Source organism: Paenibacillus ihumii (assembly GCF_001403875.1).
GTDB classification, from domain to species: Bacteria; Bacillota; Bacilli; order Paenibacillales; family Paenibacillaceae; genus Fontibacillus; species Fontibacillus ihumii.
Map to the genome: position 1 here is coordinate 2238695 of NZ_LN884299.1, position 24732 is coordinate 2263426.

General features: G+C 46.9%; 20 protein-coding genes and 1 pseudogene. 9 read left to right on the forward strand and 12 right to left on the reverse strand.

Going from position 1 to position 24732, the window contains the following annotated elements:
* Positions 1–22: 22 nt before the first annotated feature.
* The 4 genes from BN2762_RS17545 to BN2762_RS17560 all read right to left on the reverse strand — a co-directional run bounded on the left by BN2762_RS17545 (position 23) and on the right by BN2762_RS17560 (position 3540).
* A complete protein-coding gene (locus BN2762_RS17545) occupies positions 23–292 on the reverse strand; it encodes an HIT family protein (RefSeq protein WP_230202632.1) in 270 nt (89 codons plus the stop codon).
* 104 nt (positions 293–396) lie between these two features.
* The gene (locus BN2762_RS17550; RefSeq protein WP_055108196.1) at positions 397–1191 is read right to left on the reverse strand and encodes an SDR family NAD(P)-dependent oxidoreductase; all 795 of its coding nucleotides are present in this window, start codon (positions 1189–1191) and stop codon (positions 397–399) included.
* 110 nt (positions 1192–1301) lie between these two features.
* Positions 1302–2312 (reverse strand): helix-turn-helix transcriptional regulator, encoded by a 1011-nt coding sequence (locus BN2762_RS17555; protein ID WP_055108197.1) that lies wholly within the window; start codon positions 2310–2312, stop codon positions 1302–1304.
* A 19-nt stretch (positions 2313–2331) separates the two neighbouring features.
* Positions 2332–3540, reverse strand: coding sequence for an MFS transporter (locus BN2762_RS17560; protein ID WP_055110167.1), 1209 nt, complete (start codon positions 3538–3540; stop codon positions 2332–2334).
* A 175-nt stretch (positions 3541–3715) separates the two neighbouring features.
* On the opposite strand from BN2762_RS17560, the gene BN2762_RS17565 reads away from it, so the two are divergent.
* Genes BN2762_RS17565 through BN2762_RS17575 form a run of 3 tightly spaced genes read left to right on the forward strand, consistent with a single transcriptional unit; the run spans position 3716 to position 7424 of the window.
* Complete coding sequence (locus tag BN2762_RS17565; RefSeq protein WP_055108198.1) at positions 3716–5155, forward strand: spore germination protein; 1440 nt, start codon at positions 3716–3718, stop codon at positions 5153–5155.
* Positions 5156–5158: 3 nt separating this feature from the next.
* Positions 5159–6313, forward strand: coding sequence for a Ger(x)C family spore germination protein (locus BN2762_RS17570; RefSeq protein WP_055108199.1), 1155 nt, complete (start codon positions 5159–5161; stop codon positions 6311–6313).
* A 19-nt stretch (positions 6314–6332) separates the two neighbouring features.
* On the forward strand, positions 6333–7424 hold the full coding sequence (locus BN2762_RS17575; RefSeq protein WP_055108200.1) for a GerAB/ArcD/ProY family transporter: 1092 nt from the start codon (positions 6333–6335) through the stop codon (positions 7422–7424).
* A gap of 174 nt (positions 7425–7598) precedes the next feature.
* Here the strand turns inward: BN2762_RS17575 and BN2762_RS17580 are convergent, their stop codons facing one another.
* Entirely contained in the window at positions 7599–8306 is a 708-nt protein-coding gene (locus BN2762_RS17580) for a sensor histidine kinase (RefSeq protein WP_055108201.1), read from the reverse strand.
* A 36-nt stretch (positions 8307–8342) separates the two neighbouring features.
* Between BN2762_RS17580 and BN2762_RS26960 the strand changes: the two are divergent.
* Positions 8343–8438: pseudogene (locus BN2762_RS26960) on the forward strand (DUF2306 domain-containing protein); the annotation flags it as partial.
* 249 nt (positions 8439–8687) lie between these two features.
* The gene (locus BN2762_RS17585) at positions 8688–10046 is read left to right on the forward strand and encodes an MATE family efflux transporter (RefSeq protein ID WP_055108202.1); all 1359 of its coding nucleotides are present in this window, start codon (positions 8688–8690) and stop codon (positions 10044–10046) included.
* A 172-nt stretch (positions 10047–10218) separates the two neighbouring features.
* On the opposite strand, the gene BN2762_RS17590 is transcribed toward BN2762_RS17585, so the two are convergent.
* On the reverse strand, positions 10219–11034 hold the full coding sequence (locus tag BN2762_RS17590) for an undecaprenyl-diphosphate phosphatase (RefSeq protein WP_055108203.1): 816 nt from the start codon (positions 11032–11034) through the stop codon (positions 10219–10221).
* Positions 11035–11179: 145 nt separating this feature from the next.
* Positions 11180–12703, reverse strand: a complete 1524-nt coding sequence (locus tag BN2762_RS17595) for a hypothetical protein (RefSeq protein ID WP_055108204.1) — start codon at positions 12701–12703, stop codon at positions 11180–11182.
* A gap of 219 nt (positions 12704–12922) precedes the next feature.
* On the opposite strand from BN2762_RS17595, the gene BN2762_RS17600 reads away from it, so the two are divergent.
* The 3 genes from BN2762_RS17600 to BN2762_RS17610 all read left to right on the forward strand — a co-directional run bounded on the left by BN2762_RS17600 (position 12923) and on the right by BN2762_RS17610 (position 17468).
* Positions 12923–14260 carry an outer membrane protein assembly factor BamB family protein gene (locus tag BN2762_RS17600; protein ID WP_055108205.1) on the forward strand — a complete coding sequence of 446 codons (1338 nt, stop codon included), beginning with the start codon at positions 12923–12925 and terminating at the stop codon, positions 14258–14260.
* 268 nt (positions 14261–14528) lie between these two features.
* A complete protein-coding gene (locus BN2762_RS17605) occupies positions 14529–16160 on the forward strand; it encodes a catalase (protein ID WP_148500032.1) in 1632 nt (543 codons plus the stop codon).
* A 213-nt stretch (positions 16161–16373) separates the two neighbouring features.
* Positions 16374–17468: a glycerol dehydrogenase gene (locus tag BN2762_RS17610; protein WP_055110169.1), complete on the forward strand. Its 1095-nt coding sequence runs from the start codon at positions 16374–16376 to the stop codon at positions 17466–17468.
* A gap of 151 nt (positions 17469–17619) precedes the next feature.
* Here the strand turns inward: BN2762_RS17610 and BN2762_RS17615 are convergent, their stop codons facing one another.
* The 5 genes from BN2762_RS17615 to BN2762_RS17635 all read right to left on the reverse strand — a co-directional run bounded on the left by BN2762_RS17615 (position 17620) and on the right by BN2762_RS17635 (position 23536).
* Positions 17620–17841, reverse strand: a complete 222-nt coding sequence (locus BN2762_RS17615) for a hypothetical protein (RefSeq protein WP_055108207.1) — start codon at positions 17839–17841, stop codon at positions 17620–17622.
* Positions 17825–18244 (reverse strand): MerR family transcriptional regulator, encoded by a 420-nt coding sequence (locus BN2762_RS17620; protein WP_055108208.1) that lies wholly within the window; start codon positions 18242–18244, stop codon positions 17825–17827. Before BN2762_RS17620 ends, BN2762_RS17615 begins: the two co-directional genes overlap by 17 nt.
* A gap of 268 nt (positions 18245–18512) precedes the next feature.
* Positions 18513–19403 (reverse strand): hypothetical protein, encoded by an 891-nt coding sequence (locus tag BN2762_RS17625; RefSeq protein ID WP_055108209.1) that lies wholly within the window; start codon positions 19401–19403, stop codon positions 18513–18515.
* A gap of 245 nt (positions 19404–19648) precedes the next feature.
* Positions 19649–20230 carry a GNAT family N-acetyltransferase gene (locus tag BN2762_RS17630; protein WP_316246808.1) on the reverse strand — a complete coding sequence of 194 codons (582 nt, stop codon included), beginning with the start codon at positions 20228–20230 and terminating at the stop codon, positions 19649–19651.
* Positions 20231–20353: 123 nt separating this feature from the next.
* Complete coding sequence (locus tag BN2762_RS17635) at positions 20354–23536, reverse strand: bifunctional cytochrome P450/NADPH--P450 reductase (protein WP_055108211.1); 3183 nt, start codon at positions 23534–23536, stop codon at positions 20354–20356.
* A 362-nt stretch (positions 23537–23898) separates the two neighbouring features.
* On the opposite strand from BN2762_RS17635, the gene BN2762_RS28185 reads away from it, so the two are divergent.
* Positions 23899–24726 (forward strand): hypothetical protein, encoded by an 828-nt coding sequence (locus BN2762_RS28185; protein WP_055108212.1) that lies wholly within the window; start codon positions 23899–23901, stop codon positions 24724–24726.
* Positions 24727–24732: the final 6 nt, after the last annotated feature.

The following is a 24732-nucleotide window of genomic DNA, read 5'->3' on the forward strand; positions in this document are numbered from 1 at the left end:
CCGGACCCATTTCTAGCGGTCTTTATTGTATTTCTTTGGTAAATAAACAATGATTACGTTCATTCTGAGGATTCTTAAACATATACCGAATACCTTTGCCAGCTAGCGACTCATCTTTATATCTTGGAATAATATGAAGATGGGAATGAAAAATATGTTGTCCCCCAACCTCTCCACAATTCCAACCTAAATTATATCCCTGTGGTTTATATACTCTATCGAGATATATTTTAACTTCTCGAATCAGGCAATTTTCCATTCTAATCCCCCCATTAGCTAGCTTCTCTACTATATATTTAAGTTGCTTTAGTGCTTTTCCTGCCTGATTCTCTATTTCGTAAAACAAATAAGCCGCCTAATTGGCGACTTATTTGTCAAAGCAAAATTCTTCATTATTTAAAAAATAGTCGGTACCATTCCCCCATCCATCCGTATAGGCGAACCTTTAAATGCGGATGCATAAGGACTGCATACAAATGCAGCTAGCCTGCCTATTTCATAAGGCTTGATAAATCGCTGTATTTCCGATTGAGGCAGGTTTGAGGTCATAAATTTTTTCTCTTTTTCCGAAAAAGTCAGATCTTCATTCGGGTACATCCCCTCGATGATTTGATGCACATTTTCAGAAAGTGTCGGTCCCGGCATGATCGTATTGACTGTAACTTCTGTTCCTCTAGTTAATTTAGACAAGCTTTTTGACAATGATAACAGCATGGATTTGGTCATCGCATACTGTGGCATTTGCCCCGATGGCATAATGGCTTCCTCACTCGCGATAAAGATAATGCGGCCATAATCATTTTTCAACATTTTAGGCAGATAAAATTTAGTTAATCCATTTGCAGCAAGAACATTGGTACGGAAGTATTTCTCCCATACTTCATCGAGGGCGTCCTCATATGGCATTATTTCATAAATCCCCATGTTATTCACTAAAATATCAATATGGGGGTATTTTTCAAATAAAGCTTCTCTTTGCTCTATATCGACAATATCGGCGGCAGCGTTTTGAGGAGAGGTCGCCGGAAAATCTGATTTGATTTCCTTTACAGTTCGTTCTACCTCTTCGTCATTTCGTCCATTAATGAGTACATGAACGCCTTCCTTGGCAAGTTCAATGGCAATGGCTTTACCTATGCCTTTCGTTGATCCTGTAACTAAAGCAGTTTTATTGTTTAATCCCATATCCATAATATAATCCATTTCTCCTTTGTGCTTGGATAGTGATTATATTACCTTGTATGAATTATTCGGTAACTAGCATAGAGCGCCAAAGTTCTTGTTTAACACGCCAAGTGATATCAGTTGGCCTCTAAATGTTGACTACGCCAATTGGATGGGGTAACACCTTCCCACAGTCGGAAGGCCCGGTAGAACGAATTTTGATCCTTATATCCAATCAAATATGCCACTTCTTTAATATCGAGCGAGGGGTCTGCCAGGTACTCTCGTGCCTGCTCATGTCTAGCTTGTAACAATAATTGCTTGAAGCTTGTGTTTTCGTCAGTTAGCCGGCGCTGCAAGGTACGTTCGCTCATACTGAGCTCCTTTGCGACAGCCTGAATGTTAGGACGTCCTCCAGTCAGGCTGCGTTTCATAATCCATTTGACCATCTCAGTAATGGAAAGGCTGTGCTGCTGTTCATCAAGCGATTGATCCAGAGCGGGGGTCAGGATCTCCAGCAGCTCTTCGTTGTAGGAGACAAAGGGGCGATCCAAATCGCTTCGATGCAGCGTTAACCTGTTACGCTTTGCACTGCTCTGGAGACGGCAGCCGAAGTAAGCTTCAAGGACCTTTACATCACCCATAGAGGCCGATAATTCGACGGATTGCGCTGCCAAAGGGTAACCTGTGCCCCGGCGCCCAAGCTCCAGAAGGAATGCCAGCGTGATACCAACTAGCATTGGCGGACCAGGCTGCTTGGTGTCCTGCCATTCCAGCTCGATAGTACAATGCTCGCCCTCCTCGGTGATACTTAAGCTTTCGGGAGGGCACAGCTGCTTGTACCGAGCCATTCGGTGCAGAGCCTCGCGGTAGTCACTAGCGTGGTAAGTCGCTAATACGGTCGGCGGGTACTTCGCTGCTTCAAAGGCGGTCACAAGTTTGATAATTCCTTCAGCAGTATCGCCAATGAGATCCGAATAGGCCTGCCAAATAGCGAAATATTGAGCGTTGGTCACTGCAGGTTCAGTTAGAATGGTCAGCGGCAGCCGAGCCTTGCGCGCTACGTCGTGGCCGGTAATCCCGAGTTGACGTAATCCGGCCCAAAACCCTGGCGGGATTTTAATAGGGTTGGAGGATTGAGATTTCATATGGGCCCCCTTTCTGCGCTTAAATGATTTCTTTACGCCTGGATAAATAAGCAAATAGTATGATTCCCGAAACCGCGCATAGCGCCGCACATAGTCCGATGACTCCATAGCCGGCCTGAAGACCGCGAAGCAGGCCTAACTGCGGATCTGCTCCAAAAATACCCTTAGTGATTTCAATAACTCCCCCAATCAGGTAATTGCCGATGACACTGCCAACACCCATAAGCGTAACGGTAAACGTAATTGCGGTATCACTGCCGTTCGGGTATCTTCTGGCGATAAAGGCCATCACTGTGGGATAGATCATCGCAATGCCTATGCCTGCCGCAGCGAACAGGAAAGCCAGATTCTCTCCGCCCAGGATTGCGGCAAACGTACAGCCTGCCGAGATCCCCGAGAATACAATCAAGGATAAAGTAAAGCCAATCTTGTCCGTTAACGGTCCAAGCAGCAGTCTCGCCAGCGCAAAACATAAGAAAAATGCAGATAACATGCCTGAAGCCGAGACCGTGCTCCAGCCATAAGCTTTTTCCAGAAAGTTAACCAGCCAGCCGCCGACCGCCAATTCAGAGACAACGCCAAAGGTTAAGACAAGCACCATGAGCCAAATAACTGGATCTCTAAGCAATGTTGTCAAAGGTATACGTTCTTCATGCTCGATGTCATCCCCAGGAAAAGTGCTGAACAGGGCGAATACAATCGGTATGATCGATAATAGCAGCATAACTAAATACATGCCCCGCCAGTCGAGCGTAAACCCGTTGATCGTAACCTCCATTAACCCCGTCGCGATTAGCGGCGCCACCGTCGAGCTGAGGCCGTAGAAGCCGTGGCTTAAATTCATCATCGTCCCCGTGTTTTTTACAAAGATGCGGGCACCTAGAATAGCCAGTCCGATCTCCAGCATCCCGTTTCCAATGTACATTAGGAAATAAGACGCCGAGAACAGGGAGTAGTGCTGCGAGAAAAATATGAATATCCCCGAGGCGGCCATCGCGGCAAAAGCCGCAATCGTGACTCTTTTGATTCCCCATATCTTGGTCAGATAGGCCGTAAAGGAGCATGCAATCAAATAGCCGAGCGCATTAAGGGACAACAACGTCCCCAGCTGTGATTCGTTTAGCATAAAATCCAATTGAATGCGTGGAATGGCAGGTCCTTTAATATTTTCAGAGAAGCCGAAAATGATGAATCCTATGAATATTGTAGCTAGCTGCATAACATACATTTTGTTGAATTTTCCAGATCGATTCACCACTCTAAGCTGCTCCTTCTCTATATCTTATTCTTAGTCCTTCAACGCAGTATAACTTCCCTTTGTTTATCGGTCAATCCAAGGCATATTTTCATGATTTTTCGGAATAATACAACTAGATTAGTCAGGGAAGGCGGGGCGGGAAAGCATGAGTGTGAATAGCTTGGTACTTCTCAAAGAATTACTCTCCGACAATCCAGATCTCGTATATAAATCATTTCTCATCCATGGCAGGTCATGCACGTTAATCTACATTCCGACCATTACCGATATCACTACTCTTCAAAAAAATATAGCTCACTTACTGCATGCTGAAAGTCTGTCTGGCGGCAGATGGGATGATTTCCGTACTAGGCTGGAGAACGGGCAAGCTTTTCCTATTGCCTATCAAGCGGTATCCAGTCCTAAGCATGCTTCTGAGCTCGTTGTTCAGGGAAAAGCCGTGCTGTATGTACAAGAGCTAACGGCATTTTATTATTTTGATCTCGCACAATACCAGAAAAGATCAATCACCGAGTCGCAAAACGAATTGGTCGTCACGGGTCCGCAAGAGGCTTTCATTGAAGATATTCACAGCAATATCTCACTGCTTCGCCACAAGCTTAAGCACCCTAAACTGAAATTGAAAGAATACACGATTGGAAATTATTCCAATACGTTAGTTTATGTTGTTTATATTGAAGGGCTCCCGAAGAAGAAAATTCTGAACCTCATTGACAAAAAGCTGAAAGGCATATCCACGGACGGCGTCTTTGGAATCAGTTATTTAGTTGAACAATTCAAGGATCAGCCCTCTCCTTTTCCTATTTTTCAATATACGGAACGTCCTGACGCGGTCGCTGCCTCCATTCTGGAAGGTCGGATAGGCATAATCATGGACGGTGTTCCTGACGCGGTCATCGCGCCGGTAACCTTCTTCTCGCTGTTACAATCCTCCGAGGATTATTATCAGAATTTCTATGCAGCCAGCTGGATTCGCATCATCCGCTTTACCTTTGCTTTATTATCGGTATTTCTGCCTGCCCTATATGTTGCAATTACGACTTACCATCCTCAGGTGCTGCCGGCCAATCTGTTGATTACGATCGCTGCTGCCCGGGAGAATATTCCTTTCTCGGCATTGTCTGAGGCTTTGATTATGGAGCTAACTTTTGAGGCGCTTCGGGAGGCCGGCACACGGATTCCCAAGCCAGTGGGACAGACGGTTTCAATTATCGGCGGGATTGTCATCGGGCAGGCTGCTGTTCAAGCAGGAATCGTATCTGCTCCTATGGTCATTGTGGTCTCCGTTACGGGAGTTGCCTCCTATATTATCCCTCATTTGGAGCTGGGGCTGGTCTTAAGACTGCTGCGTTTCCCGTTCCTTATTCTAGGCGGAACGATGGGACTGATCGGCATATTCGCAGGATCATTTATCATCTACGCGCATTTAGTAAGCTTAAGATCTTTTGGAGCGCCATATTTGCAGCCGGTTGCCCCGCTGGTCTTTTCCGACTGGAGGGATGCATTTCTGCGCGTTTCCGCTCCCTTAATGAAAAAACGCAGCAGCGCCTTTTCAAGAATGACTAGCCGAAGGAGAGCCAATTAACAGATGAGGAGATTATTTCCGAAATTAGCTTTCTCGCTTTTCATTTTATTTAATACTGCAGGGTGTTGGTCCAAAGTGGAGCTGGATGAGCGTGCTTTTGTAAACGGATTATACCTGGACGTCGGCGAAAGCCCTGGAACCGTGGCCGTGACCATCAGCACCCCCCTCTCCAATCGCCTTCAATCCGGTCAGGAAACCGGCGGGGGCAGCAGCAGCGAAAAACCCTACTCCCTGCTGACTCAACAATCGACCAGCATCAGTAAAGCGCTTGAAACGATACATAAAGACCTCTCGCGGCAGCTCAGCCTGTCAGAGATAAAGATTGTCATGATCAGCCAAGAATATGCCAAACAAGGGATTGCAGACCTGCTGGAATGGATTAAAAGGGAGCCCGATGTCCCGATCGGTGCATATATTCTGGTGACATCCGGGGATCTGCAGGAGACCGCACATCTAACACCGGTATTTGAACAGCTTCCTACTGCTGTCCTTCTGAGCTTTGCTTCGCAAGGCTATATGCTGAATACAACGATTAGAGACTGTATCGTATCGGAAACGGCAGGGCTCGGTTTTGCAGTGACCCAATTGAAGAGCGGGACGATCACCTCGGCCGCGGATGCCGGCAAAAAAGAGCCGTGGGCGGGCATACAGGGCGCTGCCTTGTTTCAGCAGGACAAGCTAAAGGGCACACTCCCCTATGAAGAAGCCAAAATTATCGCCTGGGCCAGAGGAAATCTTAAATCCCCTATTTATTCCGTACAATGGGATGAGGCAAAGAGCAATGCCGATGTAAAGTTCACATATACCAGCGGACGGACCTCTGTCAAAATGACGGAAAATGGCCCGGTCTTCACGGTTCATTTAAAGGGACGAGCCAGTATACTTGCTAAGAAGGATGCCCTGAACCGTCCAGTCAAGAACATAAGCGGGATGATTCTGGATGGGCTAGAACATAAAATCACAGCTGACTTTAACAAGAGCATAGCGGCCACCCAACAAGCAGGCGCTGACGTTCTTGAGCTAGGTTTTCTTTTGGAGTGGAACTACCCTCGTTTTTGGAACAAGGTAAAAGAAAGCTGGCCGGAATTCTATAGGCATCATGCCAAAATTAACTTGGTAACGAATTTTACCTTTGATGATTTCGGAAAAGAATACTGATCGGAAGGAGAGAGCAAGCATGAGATCGAACAACTGGCGGCTGGCTAGATTTGCCTTCGTTTATTTTAACTCTCAGGCCTCTATTTTTCTAATCCCTTCCTTGCTGGAAGCCTCTAGCTATCAAGGGATTGCCGGTATCGCTTGCGGCTCTCTCCTGAGCCTGATCGTTCTATTCGCAGTCGTATATATTGGCAAATTGCATCCCTCGGCATCCTTTGTAGAGTTCGGTACTCAAATCATAGGCAAAGGACTTCATCGCATCATGGTTTTCCTGCTGCTGGTATGGTGCGTGTATTATGCTTCCTACGACATTCAGAACTTTGTTATATTCTTCGGCACGAATTACTTAAAGGGAACACCGCCCTGGTTTATTCAGGTTATCATTGGCTTGGTGGTGATCTATGTTGTCAGCCGAGGGGTAAGAACCATTGTGTACATGTCTGATGGACTTTTTCTAGTTATTCTTTGCTCGACCTTGTTTATTTTTTTCTTTTTTGCGCAAAAAGCCAACTTTCAGATGCTGCCTGCTTTAGTGCGTTATTTTGAATTCCCTATCTTTTTCAAGAATACCCTGGCTACCTTTTCCGTGATTACGGAATGGGTTGTATTTCTCTTTCTCGCTCCCCAATTTAAAATTGGAAAGGGAACCTTTCTAACGCTTGCGGTTGCCTCTATCGGCAATTGTACAATCGTAATGCTTGATTGGATCTTCACTCTGTTAAACTTTAGTCCCCATTATGCTAAACAGATTCAATACCCTTTCCTCGAAATCATCAGAAGCATGATCAACGAAGGGCTGCTGGAAAATTCAGCACCTTTTATTATCGGTGTATGGACGGCTTCCATGTTCATCCATTGCTCCTTCCTGATTTATGTCGCTGCAAAATGCACAGCATATTTAACAAAGGGAAAAAGCAAAGCGGTCATCATTCCCGCTTTGGTTGCAATTGCGATTGCTATCGCTTTTTATTATGCGTATCACTTATCAGCCTACCAGACACATTACTTCTCCTTTGCCGTTGTGCTGATCTGGACTCTGATTGAATGCATACCTTTATATTATGCGATAGCGGCCATGATTAGGTTCCGAAAAAAGCCCATTTTGAAATAATATTGGCTCGCTTTCATGTTTAATCTGGATCTGTTGCGGGGATCCAACCGGTCAGCAGTGCTCCCCCCTCTCGATAATTGCTGACGGCAAGTCCCCCCATGTCAGCCTAATAATGCTTTGCGAGATCGTTAACCCTAATCCTCCGCCTCATGTCGAGCGACTTCTTGATTCTTCTCACGATATAAAATCACGGATCTCAAACTTTACTCTATTGCCCTCTCTATACCATTGGATCGTAATCTCACCACCTGAGGGCGTAAGCCTGACGGCATTGTCCAAAAGATTGTTCATGGCACGCTCCAATAAGTGCGCGTCGCCGCTAATGATGCCATCTTCAGTAGATTGGTTTGAGATGGTGATGTTTTTTTGCCGAGCTAGCGGACTCAGGCTATCGATCGAGTTCCGAAGTATAAGTTTTAAATCAACCTTGTTGCTGCTGATCTCCGTCTCCAAATACTCCATTTTTGTAAATGTGAAAAGAACCTCTACCAGACGATCCAATTGAGCCGATTTTTCTTTACAAACCGCTAAATATTTGGCTATTTTCTCCGGGGATTGAGCGATCCCCTGCTCCAATCCCTCCAAATAACCCCGCAAGGCAAACAATGGTGTCCGTAAATCATGTGCAACGGCACCAATCACGAATCGGCGTTCATCTTCCAAATCCACTTGTTTTCGGTATGAAGTCTGCAGCCCCTCCACCATAACTTCAAATCCATCGCGAACTTCAGCAATTTCTGCAATCCTCGACAAAGGCAACTTTACAGCCCAATTTCCTGCTGCAATTTGTCTTGCTGCAGCGCTCAACTTCTCAAGGGGTTTAAGCAGGAATCGTCTTATTTCAATGCCGACAATAAAGAAGGCCAGCAGCAGACCGTCCAATGCTGAAATCGCTTGAACGGTATTCGACTTCGGCGGCCGTTTATAACTATTAGAGCGCTCATTCTAATCAAAAAGAAACGTATTATACAGCACCGGAACTGGATGATTCGAAGCTATGCCTTTTGCTTTACAAGAAATCGGCCCTTATATTCTAAACGCCCAAAACGGCCGATTTAAGCAACAATAACTTCTCAGTGTATACCGGGTTTGCTCGTGATCAATCAAAAGAAACTAGAGGCTTCACAGCGCTTTAAAATGCATATTTCAAATCAATCTCCGGTATGTTACCATCGAATTTGTTCTTGTTTATGAAGGATTGTTGATATTTACTGTCCTCTAACAGAATAGGGTTCGAATAAACTAACAAGGAAGATCGTCCAAATGAATACCAATATGAATCACCGATTTGCTAATGAGAGAATTCCTAAATTAATACTCTCACTTGCTGCCCCTGCCGTCGTCGCGCAGGTCATTAATGCACTATACAATATAATTGACCGAATGTTTATTGGAAGGATACCCGTAACAGGAACGCTCGCCTTGTCTGGCATTGGCGTAGGATTCCCGATCATCATGGTGATTTCAGCTTTTGCTGGGCTTATTGGGTTTGGCGGTGCGCCTCTCGCTTCAATTCAAATGGGAGAAGGAAAGCCCAAAAAAGCAGAAGAATTGATGGGCAACTGCTTTGTAATGCTTTTGATCGTTTCAGTTGTGTTGACCCTCTCTATTTTCCTATTTAGAACTCCGTTATTAACTCTATTCGGGGCAAGTCCGGAGACTCTGCCGTCGGCAGACGATTATATGGGAATATATTCAATGGGTACGGTTATGGTTCTTCTATCCCTAGGGTTAAACCAATTTATTGCGGCTCAGGGATTTGCAAAAACGGCAATGATGACGATATGTATAGGAGCAGCCGTAAATACAATCCTTGACCCGATTTTTATTTTCGGGATGAATTTGGGGGTCAAAGGCGCGGCACTGGCTACTGTGATATCACAGGCCATCTCAGCGATATGGGTAGTATGGTTCCTCACATCTAAACGAACTCATCTGCGTCTGCGGATCAAATACATGCGCATCAACTCCAAAATAGCTGTAAGTATCCTTACATTGGGACTTTCCCCGTTTATCATGCAATCAACGGAGAGTCTTATTCAAATTGTGTTCAACACTTCTCTCGCCAGATATGGCGGAGATCTGTACATTGCAGCCATGGGAATCATGAGCAGTCTCATGCAAATCTTCACCCTGCTTTTGCAAAGTTTTGCACAAGGTGCTCAGCCGATAATCGGATATAATTTCGGATCCGGTAATTTTAGGAGGGTGAAATCCACTATAATGTATTGCAGCTTGTTTTGCGCTATTTTGGGGCTGGCTATGTGGAGTGTCGCTATTTTTCTACCCCAGCTTCCTGTTATGATTTTTACGAACAATCCCGATTTGATCGCACTGACGGTTAAGCTTATGAAAATATTCTTTCTCGGCATGTGTATTTACGGCCTTCAATTAGCATTTCAGCAAATTTTTATTGCCTTAGGACAAGCGAAGGTTTCCATTTTTATTGCCGTCTTACGCAAAATTATTTTACTTATTCCGTTGGTATACGTACTTCCTGTGTTCATCAATCCCAAAACGAATGCCGTTATTATTGCCGAGCCTATTGCAGATGTCTGTGCCGCCCTGACTTGCTTTGCGTTATTCGGATTAACCATAAAACGGCTTCTCAATGCTAAATGAGCGATACGGCGACTTTAAAATTAAACATCAATTTTTTAGCCCGGGATAAACTTTGTGCACTTGGCCAGCGCCACAGCTTCAATTTTCTCAGAAGGACTGTCAGTACAAATCTAAGCTTTACAAAAAACCCAGTCCACTTTCTGGACTGGGTTCTATCCTCAATAAACTTAGCCTAAAAGAAAATAAGCAGTAATGTGCCGACTAAAAAGCAATAATACGTAAAGTAAATAAGCTTGCCTTTTTTCATAATTCCCATAAACCATTTCATCGCGAAATAGGTCATGAACAGTGTCGCAATAAAGGCTGCTATGTATGGAATCGCGAGCTCGCCTTTATTAGGCTCATTCATAAAATCGGAAAACCCGAGTACCACACCGCCAAGGCTGACAGGAATATAGAGCATAAATGCGAAGCGAAGCGCTGTATCCTGCTTGATGCCGCAGGCAATCGCAGAAATAATTGTAGCTCCCGAGCGGCTAATGCCAGGTGCAAGCGCGACCGCCTGTCCTAAGCCAACTAAAATGGCGTCCTTCAGCGTCATATCTCCCTCGCCCTTTTTCCCCTTCATATTACGGATTAAAAATAAGGCGATACCAGTAACGAATAGCATGATTGCAATTGTTGTCATACTTACACTATCTGCAATAAAATCGCTTAGGAGTACGCCAAGAACACCTGCAGGAATCGTGCCGACGATGATAAACAGCACAAACCGAAAATCACTCTTGTAGCGTGAATCCTTGGTTTGCAAATAGCGGAGTGAATTTTTGGCTAGGCGTAGGATATCCTCGCGATAAATCCATAGAACGGCGAGCAGTGAAGCGGTGTTCGTTAAAATCGCAAACGTAAACCCTTGTTCGCCTAGCCCTAAAATCTCACTCGCAATCATCACATGTCCGCTAGACGATACAGGAATGGGTTCTGTAAAGCCTTGGACAAGTCCAATAACAATCATTTTCAAAATAAATAAAATGTCTGTCTCTCCCATAAAACCTCCATATCATATCCTTTTTAAACCCACCCTCTCTATTTTACAAAAAATTTATTAAAAAGCATTCTTTTAATATAACAAAGTAAGCCCGCAAGTGACAATTTTGTCACCTAATCCGAAATAGAGAGCAATTTGCCCTAAATTAGTACAATCTTTCTGAGTAAGTAGATATTGCTTTCTTATACCAATCCTCGTTGGCCTCCATAACGTCCTGCTTTCCGACAAACATAAGTTGAGTATATTGGCGAGAAGAGCGGGTAATGGCTACAATGATCGTGGCCTTCGTCCCATTGCTAATTCCAGTACCCTTAAAATAGATTGCATCATAATCTTGGATTTTTATAGGCTCAGGTTTTGACCATTTGGGACTTTCTAATAGTGAATCGCTAATATAATACTCATATATATCATCCAAAGTCAGAGTATCGTCCTCGGAAGCTTGTTCACCATAAGCAAAAAACAACGTATTGTCCCCCGGATGTATTGCCTGCAACTGTGCATCCTGATCTATGTTGATTTTCTTCCATTGCGCTGTAAGCTTGATCTTCATCGAGGCCAGTTTGTTATCAAATACCTCGGATTGTTCTTTATCCATTGCCACTGAATCACTTTGTTCTCCGACATGTTTCAATACCTGGAAGGATTCCAAAATACGTTTATACTCCCTTTTATATATGAGAAAATCTTCAACTGGGCTAGAGATTATCATTACATAATAGGCATTATCTTTAAGCAGCGCCGTAATTAGCAAGCCGTGGTCTTCCCTATTATATTCACATCTTCCTTCCACTTGATAAGCAGGCTGTCCATCAATCAGCAGCTGCCTCCAGCCAATCATTTCGCCTTGATGGAATTGTTTATAATTCTCGAATCTTCCATCTACAATTTCTTGAAGGGTTGTATCCTCCGTTTTTCCTGAGGCGAACTCCCGCATAAGTAACAATTCCGCTTTCCGGTCATTTTTTAAGATGAATTCACCGATTTGATTAATATTTGTTCTTGCCTCCCTCCAATTTATGGGTACAGTAATTTGTAACGACTGATCGTCATTAACCATCGTTTGACTGTTACTGGAGTCAAATACTTCCTTCTCTGCAGGCTTAAGCACTTTAAAGGTTTCAGTCATCTTCTGCAGTTCCTCTTTATTCAAGGTATACGTTGATTCAGGGATGGATATGGAGATCAGATAGAATGCACCATCTTTCTCCAGAAAGGTTTGCATCCACAAATGCTTCGACTCTACATATTTGATAAATCTCTCTCTAGCCGGTGCTCCATCGATCTCCAGCACGCGCTCATCTACGACAGTCGTTTGTCCTATGTTCGCATCGAATTCATTTTCCCACTTCTCCAAATTCATATCATCGTTTGCTTCTGAATGAAGCTCCTGAACAATGCTTAAAGTAATCGAAGCTTGATCATTATGTATAACAAGGCGGTTATTCCCATTCATTGAGACTTCTCTCGTTATCCAATCTTCAGGCACAGTAATTTGTACCGTTTCGTCTTCACTCATTACTGTTCTAGTTTGCTTGTCAAAAAGTGTGAAATCAGATATATTCGCTGCTCCCTCCCCTGAAATTTCTTTTTCAACCGTCGTGCAAGCCGCCAGCAATACTAGCATTGTAGTGACGGCAAACCACGTCTTAAGCTTCATAAACTTCATAATTTCTCTACTCCTCCTCATGCTATTAACTGAACTCATTTAATATCGGTTAAAAAAAGTAAATATGTTAATGGCTAGGATAAATATATGGGTTGTCTTGCTTACCCGTTGATGGTGTTGCAGCTAACCGGCGGATATCGAGGCAACGGCTGTTTGCTGATCCTCTCCATTCACGAAAAAATCTAAAAAGCCGATAATTTTAAAAAAGGAGGAGAACGGATGAAACTAAAAAAACTGATTCAACGGGTCATGATCATTTCCTTGTTGATAGGTAACTTCTCGGCAGCAGCAGTCACAGCAGAAGAATCGATTCATTCCACGAACAACTGGAACGGTCAATCCCCCTACGCGGCAATGACCAAACCGGAAATTAAATGGTCCGTTGATCTAAAGGGGCAAATTATCGAAATCGTTATTGATTCGAAAGGTGTACTATATGTTATAACGGATGGTTATCCATCAGCTAATCTCTGGGCGGTCGAAGCAAATGGAAAAATAAAGTGGTCTAAAGATTTGCCCGCAAATTCAGTTACTGGCCTTACCTTGTTTAACGATCAATACCTAATTGTTGCCGGTAACATTGGTACGAGCTCCTCTACAGGAATATCTAAAGATGATCCTAACAAGGTCGTCTCCGACAATCCAGATGCGATCATTTCAAAATATACTACACAAGGCGAACTCGTCTGGGAACAAATATTTGAGGAGACTACACTAACAAGGGTGAGTGGAAAAATTGCCGTTGATGACGATGGAATGGTGGCGTTTGCTGGTAGTTTCACTTCTGTGGTTCCCGGCTATAAAAGTGTCAGTGATATGATTCATATAAGAGAAGAAACGAAGCTGATTGCCATCTCACCAAACGGTGAAACCATTTTCAACATTACGCTGGATACATCCCCAAAAGGGCAAGAACCTTTGTCTAACTCTGCTCCCACTTTTATTAAAGGAAGCATATACTTAACGACTTCAAAAGGATATATGAAACCCATCAGTAAAACATCAAGTATGGGAGTATTTGATACTAGCACCTTGCATTCTATATCAAAAATGGGTGAGAAAAAATTCAGCACAACATTTTCTGGACAAAATATCAGTGCTCCTGTTTATGACAACAATATTTTATATGTTATAGGTGATAAGTCGCTATATTACTACAATACGGATGGTAAACTTATCAAAGAGTTACTATCAAAACGCCAAATAAATTACTGGACCCCACCAGTAATCAGCTCCCAAGGGTATTTGGTTTTTGGAAGACAAGTGTTTTCACCTTCAGGAAAATTACTGTGGCATTTTGACCCAAATACAAAATCGTATGAAACGAACCTTGTTAGCCTAAACAACCTTGTTATCGATAAAAACCAGAATTTGATCATGGCTTACATGGTTGGTTATACCAGCACTAATTCAGGGGTAATCGCTAAAGACTTAAAAACTGGACAAACCATTTGGAGAATACCACTATATCATCTATTAAACACCTCCCCTACTATCGGAAAAGATGGCACCATATATATCGGGGGAACAAAACTGTTTGCCATTGGACAAAAATAAAACAAGAATATCCATCCTTTCTAAGAGAAAAGCTTCATCGAACTGTTGCCAAAAAACCAACAACCTAACTCTTCTGAGGAACAGGTTGTTGGTTTTTTGACTGATCACCAAACTTAACTGCCGAATCACATATTCACCTTCCCAAAATTAATCAGCCGTCCATCCCTGAATACATTTTTTGGGTACAGGTTAAGCTTATAGTAACCATTTTGGTTAATGATGAAGATAACCACTTAAAGGAGGGGTTCATTTGGGAGAGAATAATGACATGAAGATACCTCACGAGCACGACGTGAAGCGTGAGACGTTGACAACACGCCAAGGCCATCCTGTGAAAGACAACCAAAATATCCGTACGATTGGTGACCGCGGTCCAGCTACGCTTGAGAATTACCACTTTATCGAGAAGATTTCCCATTTTGACCGTGAAGAGGTGCCGGAGCGGGTTGTACATGCTCGCGGAACCGGAGCATTCGGGTATTTTGAAACCTACGGCAAAGTCGGAGATGAACCGGTAGAGAAGTACACCCGAGCAAAGGTCTTCTCCGGCGCCGGAAAAAGAACACCGCTGATGGTTCGTTTCTCCACGGTGGCAGGGGCAAAGGATTCGCCGGAAACCGCAAGAGACCCGCGCGGCTTCGCGGTGAAAATGTATACCGAAGACGGCAACTGGGATCTCGTCGGCAACAATCTCAAAATATTTTTCATACGCGACGCGATGAAATTCCCTGATATGATTCACGCTTTTAAAGCGGATCCTGCTTCGAACGTGCCGCATCCCCAGCGGATGTTTGACTTCGTCTCCCGTTCGCCTGAAGCAACACATATGATTACCTTCCTGTTCTCTCCATGGGGCATACCAGCGACATACCGCCATATGCAGGGTTCTGGCGTCAACACCTACAAATGGGTCAATGACAAGGGCGAGGCTGTGCTGGTGAAGTATCACTGGGAGCCTAAGCAAGGAATCCGCAACTTGACGCAAGAAGAAGCAAATGCAATCCAAGCAAAAAACGTCGGCCATGCGACGCAGGATCTATATGAAGCGATTGAACGCGGAGATTATCCCGAATGGGAGCTCTTCGTCCAGATCATGGAGGACGGGTATCATCCGGAGCTGGATTTTGATCCGCTCGATGATACGAAGCTCTGGCCGGAGGATAAGTTCCCTTGGCTGCCGCTAGGCCGAATGGTTCTGGATCGCAATCCAGTTGATTTTCACGCAGAAATTGAGCAAGCTGCCTTTGGTACCGGGGTACTGGTCGACGGGATGGATTTCTCCGACGACAAAATGCTGCAGGGCCGTACCTTCTCTTACTCCGATACGCAGCGCTACCGTGTAGGCGCGAACTATCTGCAATTGCCAGTAAACGCGCCAAAGGTACCTGTGCGCACGAATCAGCACCGGGGCCAAATGGACACCCGTAATCCCAAAGAGTCCGGAGAAAATCCGCATATTAACTATGAGCCTTCCATGATCGGCGGCTATCAGGAAGCCGGGCAGCAGGATCGGCCGCAGCATCGGCCAACGTATAATGCCGCGGCTATGAGCGCACCGATCGATCGTCCCAATAACTACGGGCAAGCGGGCGATACGTACCGCGCTTTCGAAGAATGGGAGCGTGAGGAACTGATCAAGAACCTGTCCGAAGCGCTTGCGGTTTGCGACAAACGAATCCAGGAAGCGATGATCCACCATTTCACACAGGCGGATGAAGACTATGGCCGCCGCGTTAAGGAAGGGATCGGCAGGGTCATGAAAGAAATACAAGGAATGAAAAAGGACGAACAGCTCCCTGGCCGTGAATCCGGCCAATCGAAATATGGCCAAGGCTCATTAGCCGCAAACGAAGCCACCAAAGAGGCTGTAGAGAAAAGCCACGAAGCTGATCCATATTGACGTTTAAACGGCTGCAGCGTCCGTAAAATGGTCGCCGCAGTCTTTTTTGTTCCTTTTCCGCCCCAACTGCTGCTGTAACCTCAGCTATCTCCACTCTCTATCGTACTTTTAAGCGGCATTGGGCCGACTACATATCTTTAGGATGATCTGTTCATATTAATTAGGGTATATGAGATGAAGATTAAGATGAAGCTGCCCCAGGAGGAAATGATGATGGCAAATATTGTGTTTATTTCACCTAACAAATACATTCAAGGTCAGGGCGCTCTGCAGGAAATCGGGAAGCATGTTAAAGAGATGGGGCGCAAGCCCCTTGTCCTCGCAGATGAAGTTGTCTGGAACATTACCAAGGACACAATTACCGGAGGTTTAACATCGGAAGGCGTTGATTTTCACTTTGTCTTATTCAATGGCGAGGCTTCTATAAATGAAGTAAAACGAATTGCTCAGGAAGGACAAACACAAGCCGTCGATTTTGTAATTGGCGTTGGCGGAGGCAAAACATTGGATACCGCGAAGGCCGTGGCGGACGAGCTGAGGTCCAAGGTGGTCATTGCCCCGACCACGGCATCCACCGATGCTCCGACAAGTGCTTTATCCGTCATTTACAGTGACGAAGGGGTATTCGAATCCTATAGGTTCTATAACAAAAACCCCGATCTGGTGCTGGTGGATACTGCCGTTGTCGCGCAAGCTCCAGCCCGGTTATTTGCCTCGGGCATTGCCGACGCGATGGCGACGTGGGTGGAGGTTCGTGCTACGGTAAGAAGCGGCGGCACCGCTATGTCGGGCGGCAAGCCGAGCATTGCTGCCCAAGCCATTGCCAAGGCCTGCGAAGAGACATTATTCCAATACGGAATCCCCGCTTACAAAGCTGTAAAAAAAGGACTCGTTACCCGGCATGTCGAGGCAATTGTCGAGGCAAATACCCTGCTGTCCGGTCTTGGCTTCGAAAGCGGCGGCTTGGCGGCCGCACATGCTATTCACAACGGAATGACAGTGCTGTCTGGAGATATTCATCATCTGACTCACGGTGAGAAGGTCGCTTACGGAACACTTGTCCAGCTGGTGCTTGAACTCCATCCCGAAGAGGAAATTCTAAGATACATCAGCTTTTACAGAGAGCTGGGCCTTCCAACGACCTTGGAGCAGCTGCATCTGGAGAACGTTGCCTATGAGGAGCTGCTGAAGGTTGGCACAGCCGCCACCCAACCGAATGAAACGATGGTTAACCTGTCCAGGGAGATCACAGCCGAGCAAGTGGCTAACGCTATTCTCCTAGTAGATGCCCTGAGCAAACAGACTTGAGATGCAGTAAGTCCGCCGGCCGGCGTTCCCGGCGGACTTATTTTTTAGCGAGTGCAGTATATGCCTCGTCAGAGCGAATGCTGCGAAAAACCCGCGAAGGTTCTGTTTCACAGGCCTTTCGCGGGTTTGCTGCTCCCCGGTAACTTGATATTCACTTAAAAGGAATCGAGTGAATAATTTTTGCATCGCCCGACAGTTTGTTGAGATCAACCTCTTTGCCGTCCATCCATACAGACGGGCCGGATCGCCCTTTCTCCTCAGCTGCGTTGTGCACAACGATCTCGCATTTAGAACAGGCCCGCTTTTTCACCAGCTGAATGATCGATTTGCTGCGATCGGTTCCATCCGAGTACACTTCAATTTTTTTGCTCATTTGATGTCCTCCCTTGCTTAATGGTTTGAAGGAGCGGACAAGTCGAAAGCGACTCGCTCGAGTGACGTGCTGCACGCTCAAGAAGAGCCTTCATCTCCTGAAGCTGCTCAATCCTCTGCTCGATTTCGGTTATCTTCTCCTCCGCGTAGCAGCGCAGCTCCGCTTCTGAGCTTGCAGCGCCGTCTCGCAGCGCCTTCAAATAGAGAATTTCCTGCAGTGTGAAGCCGATGGCCTGGGCCTGGCGAATCCAGCGGATATCGTCCACGACAGATTCGTCATACATGCGATAGCCCGCTCTCGTCCGAGGCGGCTCCGCAATCAATCCGCGTTTTTCATAATACCGTACGGTTTCCAAGTTCACACTGGCACGCTTCGACAATTCCCCAATGGTTAGATATGCCATGCACTGCTCCTCCTTCATAATCCGATCTTAGTCCCTGTACTTAGGTACGGAGTCAATACATTATTTATGTTTTGTATTCGATAACCGCTCCTCGTTTTTTTATTCATTATACGCAAATGCGCACTTCTCCACATCATCCCATCCTCAGGGATGCCCGTTAAAATAATGGCTATTGCCTATGCGAAAATAAATAACAGGCCTCCCCTTCCCCAAAGAGACACCTGTTATTCATTTCCGCTAATGAACTAAGCTGTGACCTGACCCCGTTCTATCCATTCAGCCTCTGCTGAAGAAATGCTGCCAGCTCTTCGGCTGTATCCCAAACGATTGGACGGATCTCTTTGAATTTCACGGACAACATTTCGGCATCGCTGCTGTTTACGATCCATATCACCGGAATGTCCAAGCCTAGTGCATATCCCGCTGCAAAATACATTCCTGGGGATTGACCGGTTAAATCCGCGATAACCAGCTTACTGTCCGCTATTAGTTCTAAAGAGTACACTTCAGCGTTTTCTGTTGCAGCTGGTGCAAGCACGCGCGGCAAATAACCGTACTGCTCGATTTTAGGCAGCAGCATTTGCAGCCAATCCGTTCGCAAGTCCTTCGCGTCCGGAACCAAAACGGCGCAGGGCTTCAATTTTTTGCCTTCAGCGCTCGCAGCTGCTTCGCTCCACCCCTTCTCCGTCAGTTGAAAGCTCATCCCTTCCCTGATCAGCAGCTGTTCGCTTCTCAGTTTATCAATGATATAGACCAGCTCCTGCAAATTTGGAGAATACGTCAAATTATAGCTGCTGGAGAGTGGATGAATGACCACCGATTCTCCAGGTCCCTCAGAATGCCTGTACAAATATTGCAGGAGACGTTTTCCTTTATCATCAATGGTCACAGGAATTTTAGGGGAGTTTATAATCGATTCTAAATCGCTCGCTGATAGAGCGACTTTGTCCTTGCAATCGGTTAGCTCCCGGATATATGCCGAAACTATATGAAGCATGGTGCGTTTTTTCTGGTGCGGAAGCGACAGAATAGCTTCGTAGCTGTCTCTTTGCAGGCTGTAGAATCCGTCGGGTGAACAGGAACAGCCTATAAATCTATCATATTCGCCTTCAGCTTGCGTGGGGACGATTTCATCGCAGAACAAACAGTGCTTCTTCATGCAGCTCATCACCTCTTGTCAATTGCTACCCTCTACCTTACCAAGTTTTTTTTGAAAAATAGACAAGAAGATTTTTCCTTTGACGACATGGCCCTTCCCATTTGCCGGTTTTTTTCGGACTCAAGAGCCTTCTCCCCATTTCGAAATGTAAGCAATTGACCGCAAAAAGACCACCGCTGGCTAGCGATGGCTTTGCTCCTTCTACCAAATATAGGCTGCCGGTTCTCTCGGCTTATGGGATACAGTCAAATAAACTCAATTTCCTTTTCCATCACGAAGTCATCCATCACGAACCCGTTGCCAATATCGGCCACCTGGGTGCGGATGATCCTAAATCCTTTCTTCTCATATACTGCGATCGTGGATGCGTTATGCCGATTCACCGTAAGCCAGATCGCGCCTAAATTCCGCTTTCGGCCCATCTCGACCAGCAGTTCCATCGCCTGGCTGGCATAGCCTTTGCCGCGATGCTCCTTCTGAATATAGAACTTGCTGAGAAACAGTTTGCCTGCATCCTGCTTGATGCCCAAATAACCCATTGGATCGCCCTGGCTGGTCATAAAATAATATTCGTATCCCTGGTTCGTTATTTGATCCGTCAACGCCGGAACAGATTGAAATTTCTCCACCATGTAGTCGATTTGTTCCTTGGAGATGATCGTGACAAAATATTCGTGCCAAATATCCGACGCCAGCTGCGCCAAGGACACAATCTCCTTCTCGCTCTTGATTTTCGCTAGAGACAGCTGCATAGTAAATCCCCCATCTGTAAATGACGGCCCGATCCATTCCAATCCCCTGTCATGGGCAAGCCGTTTGAATTCCATTTTATACTAAGCTATCTGAGGAGCCATGGCAAGGAATTCCTAACCAAACAAAAAAGCCGACACCCCTTAAAGGTAGCCGGCTATACGTTGCTTTCAAGCATGTTCTTTCTAGTCCATATCCCGCTATATCCCGGTCCATACGTCCTTGGCGTATTGTCCCTTGCTGAGCAGCCCGTCAAGCCATGCCGCAGCCTCTTCCTCGGTCGTCTGGTTAATTTCCCGGTACGCATTACGGATCGTGGCTTCTACATCCGGAGCCATGCGCGTGCCGTCTCCGCATATATACAGCCGACCTCCCCGGTCTAATAAAGAAATAAGAGTCTCCCGATCCTCGTGCAGCTTGTGCTGAACGTATTCCTTAGCTAAAGGATCCTGTCTGGAAAAAGCGGTGTGCAGCGTCACAATGCCGGAGCGGTCATAGCTTTCAAGCTCCTGCCTGTAGATATAATCTTCATCGGGCCTTCTGCAGCCAAAATACAGATGAGCCTCGCCAAGGCTCACACCCTCAGACCGCAAAGCCTCACGGGCCTGCAGAAAGCCGATGAACGGCGCTACGCCTGTTCCCGGTCCAACCATGATGATCGGTGTTTGCGGATTTGCGGGAAGCTCGAACCCTGCTCCAGGTCTTCGCAAGAAGACAACTACCGATTCACCGGGCTGCCGGTCGCGCAAATAATTCGAGGCGATTCCCCGGTATTGGCCGCTGCCGCTGCGCGCAGGACCTTCCACTACACCGACCGTAATACTAAGCTTGTTCCCCAGCAGCTTGGGGGAGCTGGAGATCGAGTAGTATCGTGGCTTCAACGGCGGGAGCAGCTCCAAGAACCGGTCGAACGGCATCTCGCAGGCCGGATACTTCTCGATAAGCTCAAGCATGCTGACTCTTTTGTGGAGCACCTCACTCTGGTAGGTCTCTTCCTCCAGGAGCGCTTCAAGCTCCTTCTTATGTGGCGGGCACGTCGTGTAAGCAATGATTTCGCGCAATTGCGAACGGCTGGCGGCATCCTGCAGTTCGACGCTGTACCCGAGCAGATCCAACACGCTGATCGGTCTGCCGAGCGGCAGATGAGCGATGCTTCGCCCGCCGCCCTCCAGCAGCAAATGATCATCCGTGCTCAGTCGGAAACGGTCAACCACCCTCTGAATCAGCGAAGCGGGATTTCGCGGCAGCACGCCCAGATGATCCCCCTCCTGATAATCAGCGCCCTCCGGCAGCTCAATCTCGATATAGCGGGTGCTTCTAGGGCTGTCTGGACTCTGCAGCTCCTTATTCTGCACGATCGCGGCATGGAAAGCATCGTAGCTTGCCGCCAAAGGCATGCCGGCCATTCCGCTGACGAAGCTGATCGAGAGGGAGCTCTCTCTTTTATCCACCTTCTTATATGTGAGCCCAAAAGCGTCCATCATGCCGGACCACAGCGTCTCCCGCCACTCGTCATACTGCTTCTCGAAATCGCCGCTGGCGTCTCCCTCGCCGCGTTCAACCAAGCGCGCAGCGCCAAGCTCCTCAAGGCGTTCATCGATATATACCGGAATCCGCTGGTATGTGCTCGTCCAGTTGTGGTCTCCGCAGCCAAAGACGGTATACCGTACCCCTTGCAGCTTCCCTTCTTCCTCCCCCATCAGCCATTCCACGAACTGCCTGCCGTTATCTGGAGGATTCCCGTTATAAGAAGCAGATACGATGATAACCGCCCCTTCCGTGGGCAGCTTGCCGATTCGCGAATCCATGCTGGCGGCTTCGCTCTTGAAGCCGAGCATCTTCCCATGCTCAGCCAGCTCGCGCGCTATGCCTTCTGCCGTCCCGAGATTGGAGCCATAGAGGACTAGCAGAGGCGTATCATGCCCCTTCAACTGGGGGTTGGCCGCGATATTCAGCGTGCTACCCTTCTCCTCTGGTGCCTTCTCCTCCGTGACCGCGGCAGCCATCGGCTGCTGTCTAACCTTCACCTGAATCGTGAATTCATCCGGCTTCAGCGTCAAGGTCTCTTTGACTTTAAGCTGGTAATTCGTATGGTCGACCGGGATAAAATGCTTGAGCACCATCCCGAGCGTCAGCGTCGCTTCATGCATGGCGAATTGCTGGCCGATGCACGCCCGCTGGCCATTGCCGAAAGGTTTGTAAGCATGGTGAGGAATCTTCTCCTCGTTCTCGAACCGCTCGGGACGGAATGCTTCCACGTCTTCCCCCCATACCTCCTTATCTCGATGAAGCTGGGGAATTAATACTGTGAGCGTGTCATTTTTACGGATGCTATACTTCCCTGCGATGACCGTATCCTCTTTGGCGTACAGAGAAAACGCCGGAGCGGTCGGCCATAGTCTTAAGCTTTCGCTCAAAATCATGCGAACATATTTCAATTCCCGGACCTGCTTGTAGGTTGGAACGGAGCCGGTAAAGATACGGTCGACCTCTTCCTGGGCTTTCTTAAGCTTGTCCGGATTTTTCAGAAGATAGTAGAGCGCGAAGGACAGCAAGCCGCTTGTTGTCTCATGACCTGCAATCAAAAAAGTAATGATTTGATAACGGATATTCTCGTCATCCAGCATTTCCCCGGTTTCCGGATCCTTGCTGCTTAGCATGTGGGCCAGCAGATCGTCCTTGCTGTCCGTCTTTCCGCTGCGGCGCTCCGAAATGATTTTGTCTACGGTCGAGAACATCGATTGAATATCGTGCTGGAATTGATGCTTCGTAATCAGCATGAGCTTATTCTGAATTCCGAGCCGCTGTCCCTGACTCATTGCTTCATCCAGTGCCCGGGTCATACTTACGACAAAAGGATGCGGTTGATCGCGATAAAAACTGTTGAAGCGGAAATTAAAGCCGCATAGCCCGATCGTGTCAAGGGTCAGCCGGGTCATGTCTTCCGGAACATTTACAATCTCATCCGGATTGAGCCTTGCCCATTTTTGGATAAGCTGCAGAGCAATGTCCACCATCATAGTGTGGTAACCCTGCATGGCTCTTTGACTGAAGCTCGGCAGCAGAATGTGGTGCGCTTTTTGCCAGTTCGGTTCATAAGTCCAGCTGGTGAACAGGCCATCGCCTGTGAAGGCGCGCACTCTTTGCAGGGGGCTCCAAACGTTCTTGTCGAACCTGGATTGATCGCAGGCCTCCTCGACGAGCCGATGTCCTGAAATCAAAGTAAGATGTCCCCCTGGGAGATCTACCCGAAATATGGGTCCATACTCCCCGGCAAGCTTCACTAAAGATTGGACGGGCCGATCTGTATCAATGTCGGGAAGATTGCCGAGAATACCTTTGGTCTTAGGTTGAGGAATGGTTTCATTCGTTTGATTATCCATTCTTGATATCTTCTCCTTTATGTAGACTCGCTTGGATCTCCTATCGCCATAAAATTATACACTTATTTACAATAAATGCAAAAAAAGCCCTGGTTTATGTAACAACCTCAAGGGCTTCGAGGAAATGCCCGAGCTTGATCTTCAAGTCGCACGGGGATGAACCGTCATCTTTCATTCGAGTGTGATTTCCATAACCCTGTTTAGGGCATAAAATTGCACCTTCCATACTATACCCCAAACACGGGAGGCTCTAACACATGGGACTAGGCCTTTGTAAATCCGCTTATGTCTCTGAGATAAACGTCCATTCCGCTTCTATATGTTTGCCATAGTATATATAAACCTACAGGAGGTGCTAACCATTGAATATCAGTGTTTTTAAAATCAGAAAAAAAAGAAAAAAAATCAGTCATTTTAAACGAAGAAAAAAACGTATTATTGTTAAAAAGAGAGTATGTCCGCCACCTAAAGTTATCGTCAATGCCCCGATCGGCCCGGCAGGGCCTGCTGGAGCCGTAGGACCCGCCGGTCCCCAAGGCGCTACGGGAGCTCCTGGGCTAGTCGGACCTCCAGGGCCTCCGGGACCCCAAGGTATTCCAGGACCCGTGGGAGCTACAGGCGCTCCCGGATTAGTCGGACCTCCGGGACCTCAGGGGCCGCAAGGACCGCAAGGTATTCCAGGACCCCCCGGTGCTACAGGTGCCACTGGACCGGCTGGAGGGCCTCCCGGACCGGCAGGGCCGGCTGGACCCGTAGGACCAACTGGGGCAACTGGCGCTACGGGAGCCACTGGGCCGGCTGGACTCCTGTCATCATTTGACTGTGCCCGATTTGCCGGGATTACCTTAACCGCTGCTGCACCGACGGCAACCCTCGGCACCGTGACAGTCAACGTGGCTGCAGCAACCAATGCCGTATGGCTGGTAGCTTCCTCGACATGGACGCCAAGCTCGGCCAACCCGACGATTACTTTTCGTATTTTGCGCGATGGAGTCACGATTATCGATACGGCCAGCGACACCCCAGTGTCTGCCAATAGTCCGATTACAACGGCCTTTACGACATGCGATGAAGCACCGCCAACAGGAGTGCATACCTATACTCTGCAGGTGACGGGCAACGCCTTGTCAGGGGGTCAAACCATTACGATCAACAACGGAGCTATCACAGCGGCGGTTATTAATAGCTAGCCTTCC

Bases quoted from the DNA above. Each gene is read 5' to 3' on its own strand.
- BN2762_RS17590 (WP_055108203.1), bottom strand. From the start codon at position 11,034: ATGGGAGAGACAGACATTTTATTTATTTTGAAAATGATTGTTATTGGA.
- BN2762_RS17600 (WP_055108205.1), top strand. From the start codon at position 12,923: ATGAAACTAAAAAAACTGATTCAACGGGTCATGATCATTTCCTTGTTG.
- BN2762_RS17605 (WP_148500032.1), top strand. From the start codon at position 14,529: ATGAAGATACCTCACGAGCACGACGTGAAGCGTGAGACGTTGACAACA.
- BN2762_RS17625 (WP_055108209.1), bottom strand. From the start codon at position 19,403: ATGAAGAAGCACTGTTTGTTCTGCGATGAAATCGTCCCCACGCAAGCT.
- BN2762_RS17620 (WP_055108208.1), bottom strand. From the start codon at position 18,244: ATGGCATATCTAACCATTGGGGAATTGTCGAAGCGTGCCAGTGTGAAC.
- BN2762_RS17585 (WP_055108202.1), top strand. From the start codon at position 8,688: ATGAATACCAATATGAATCACCGATTTGCTAATGAGAGAATTCCTAAA.
- BN2762_RS17575 (WP_055108200.1), top strand. From the start codon at position 6,333: ATGAGATCGAACAACTGGCGGCTGGCTAGATTTGCCTTCGTTTATTTT.
- BN2762_RS17615 (WP_055108207.1), bottom strand. From the start codon at position 17,841: ATGAGCAAAAAAATTGAAGTGTACTCGGATGGAACCGATCGCAGCAAA.
- BN2762_RS17610 (WP_055110169.1), top strand. From the start codon at position 16,374: ATGGCAAATATTGTGTTTATTTCACCTAACAAATACATTCAAGGTCAG.
- BN2762_RS17595 (WP_055108204.1), bottom strand. From the start codon at position 12,703: ATGAAGTTTATGAAGCTTAAGACGTGGTTTGCCGTCACTACAATGCTA.
- BN2762_RS17555 (WP_055108197.1), bottom strand. From the start codon at position 2,312: ATGAAATCTCAATCCTCCAACCCTATTAAAATCCCGCCAGGGTTTTGG.
- BN2762_RS17630 (WP_316246808.1), bottom strand. From the start codon at position 20,230: ATGGAATTCAAACGGCTTGCCCATGACAGGGGATTGGAATGGATCGGG.
- BN2762_RS17550 (WP_055108196.1), bottom strand. From the start codon at position 1,191: ATGGATATGGGATTAAACAATAAAACTGCTTTAGTTACAGGATCAACG.
- BN2762_RS17570 (WP_055108199.1), top strand. From the start codon at position 5,159: ATGAGGAGATTATTTCCGAAATTAGCTTTCTCGCTTTTCATTTTATTT.
- BN2762_RS17560 (WP_055110167.1), bottom strand. From the start codon at position 3,540: ATGTATGTTATGCAGCTAGCTACAATATTCATAGGATTCATCATTTTC.
- BN2762_RS17635 (WP_055108211.1), bottom strand. From the start codon at position 23,536: ATGGATAATCAAACGAATGAAACCATTCCTCAACCTAAGACCAAAGGT.
- BN2762_RS17565 (WP_055108198.1), top strand. From the start codon at position 3,716: ATGAGTGTGAATAGCTTGGTACTTCTCAAAGAATTACTCTCCGACAAT.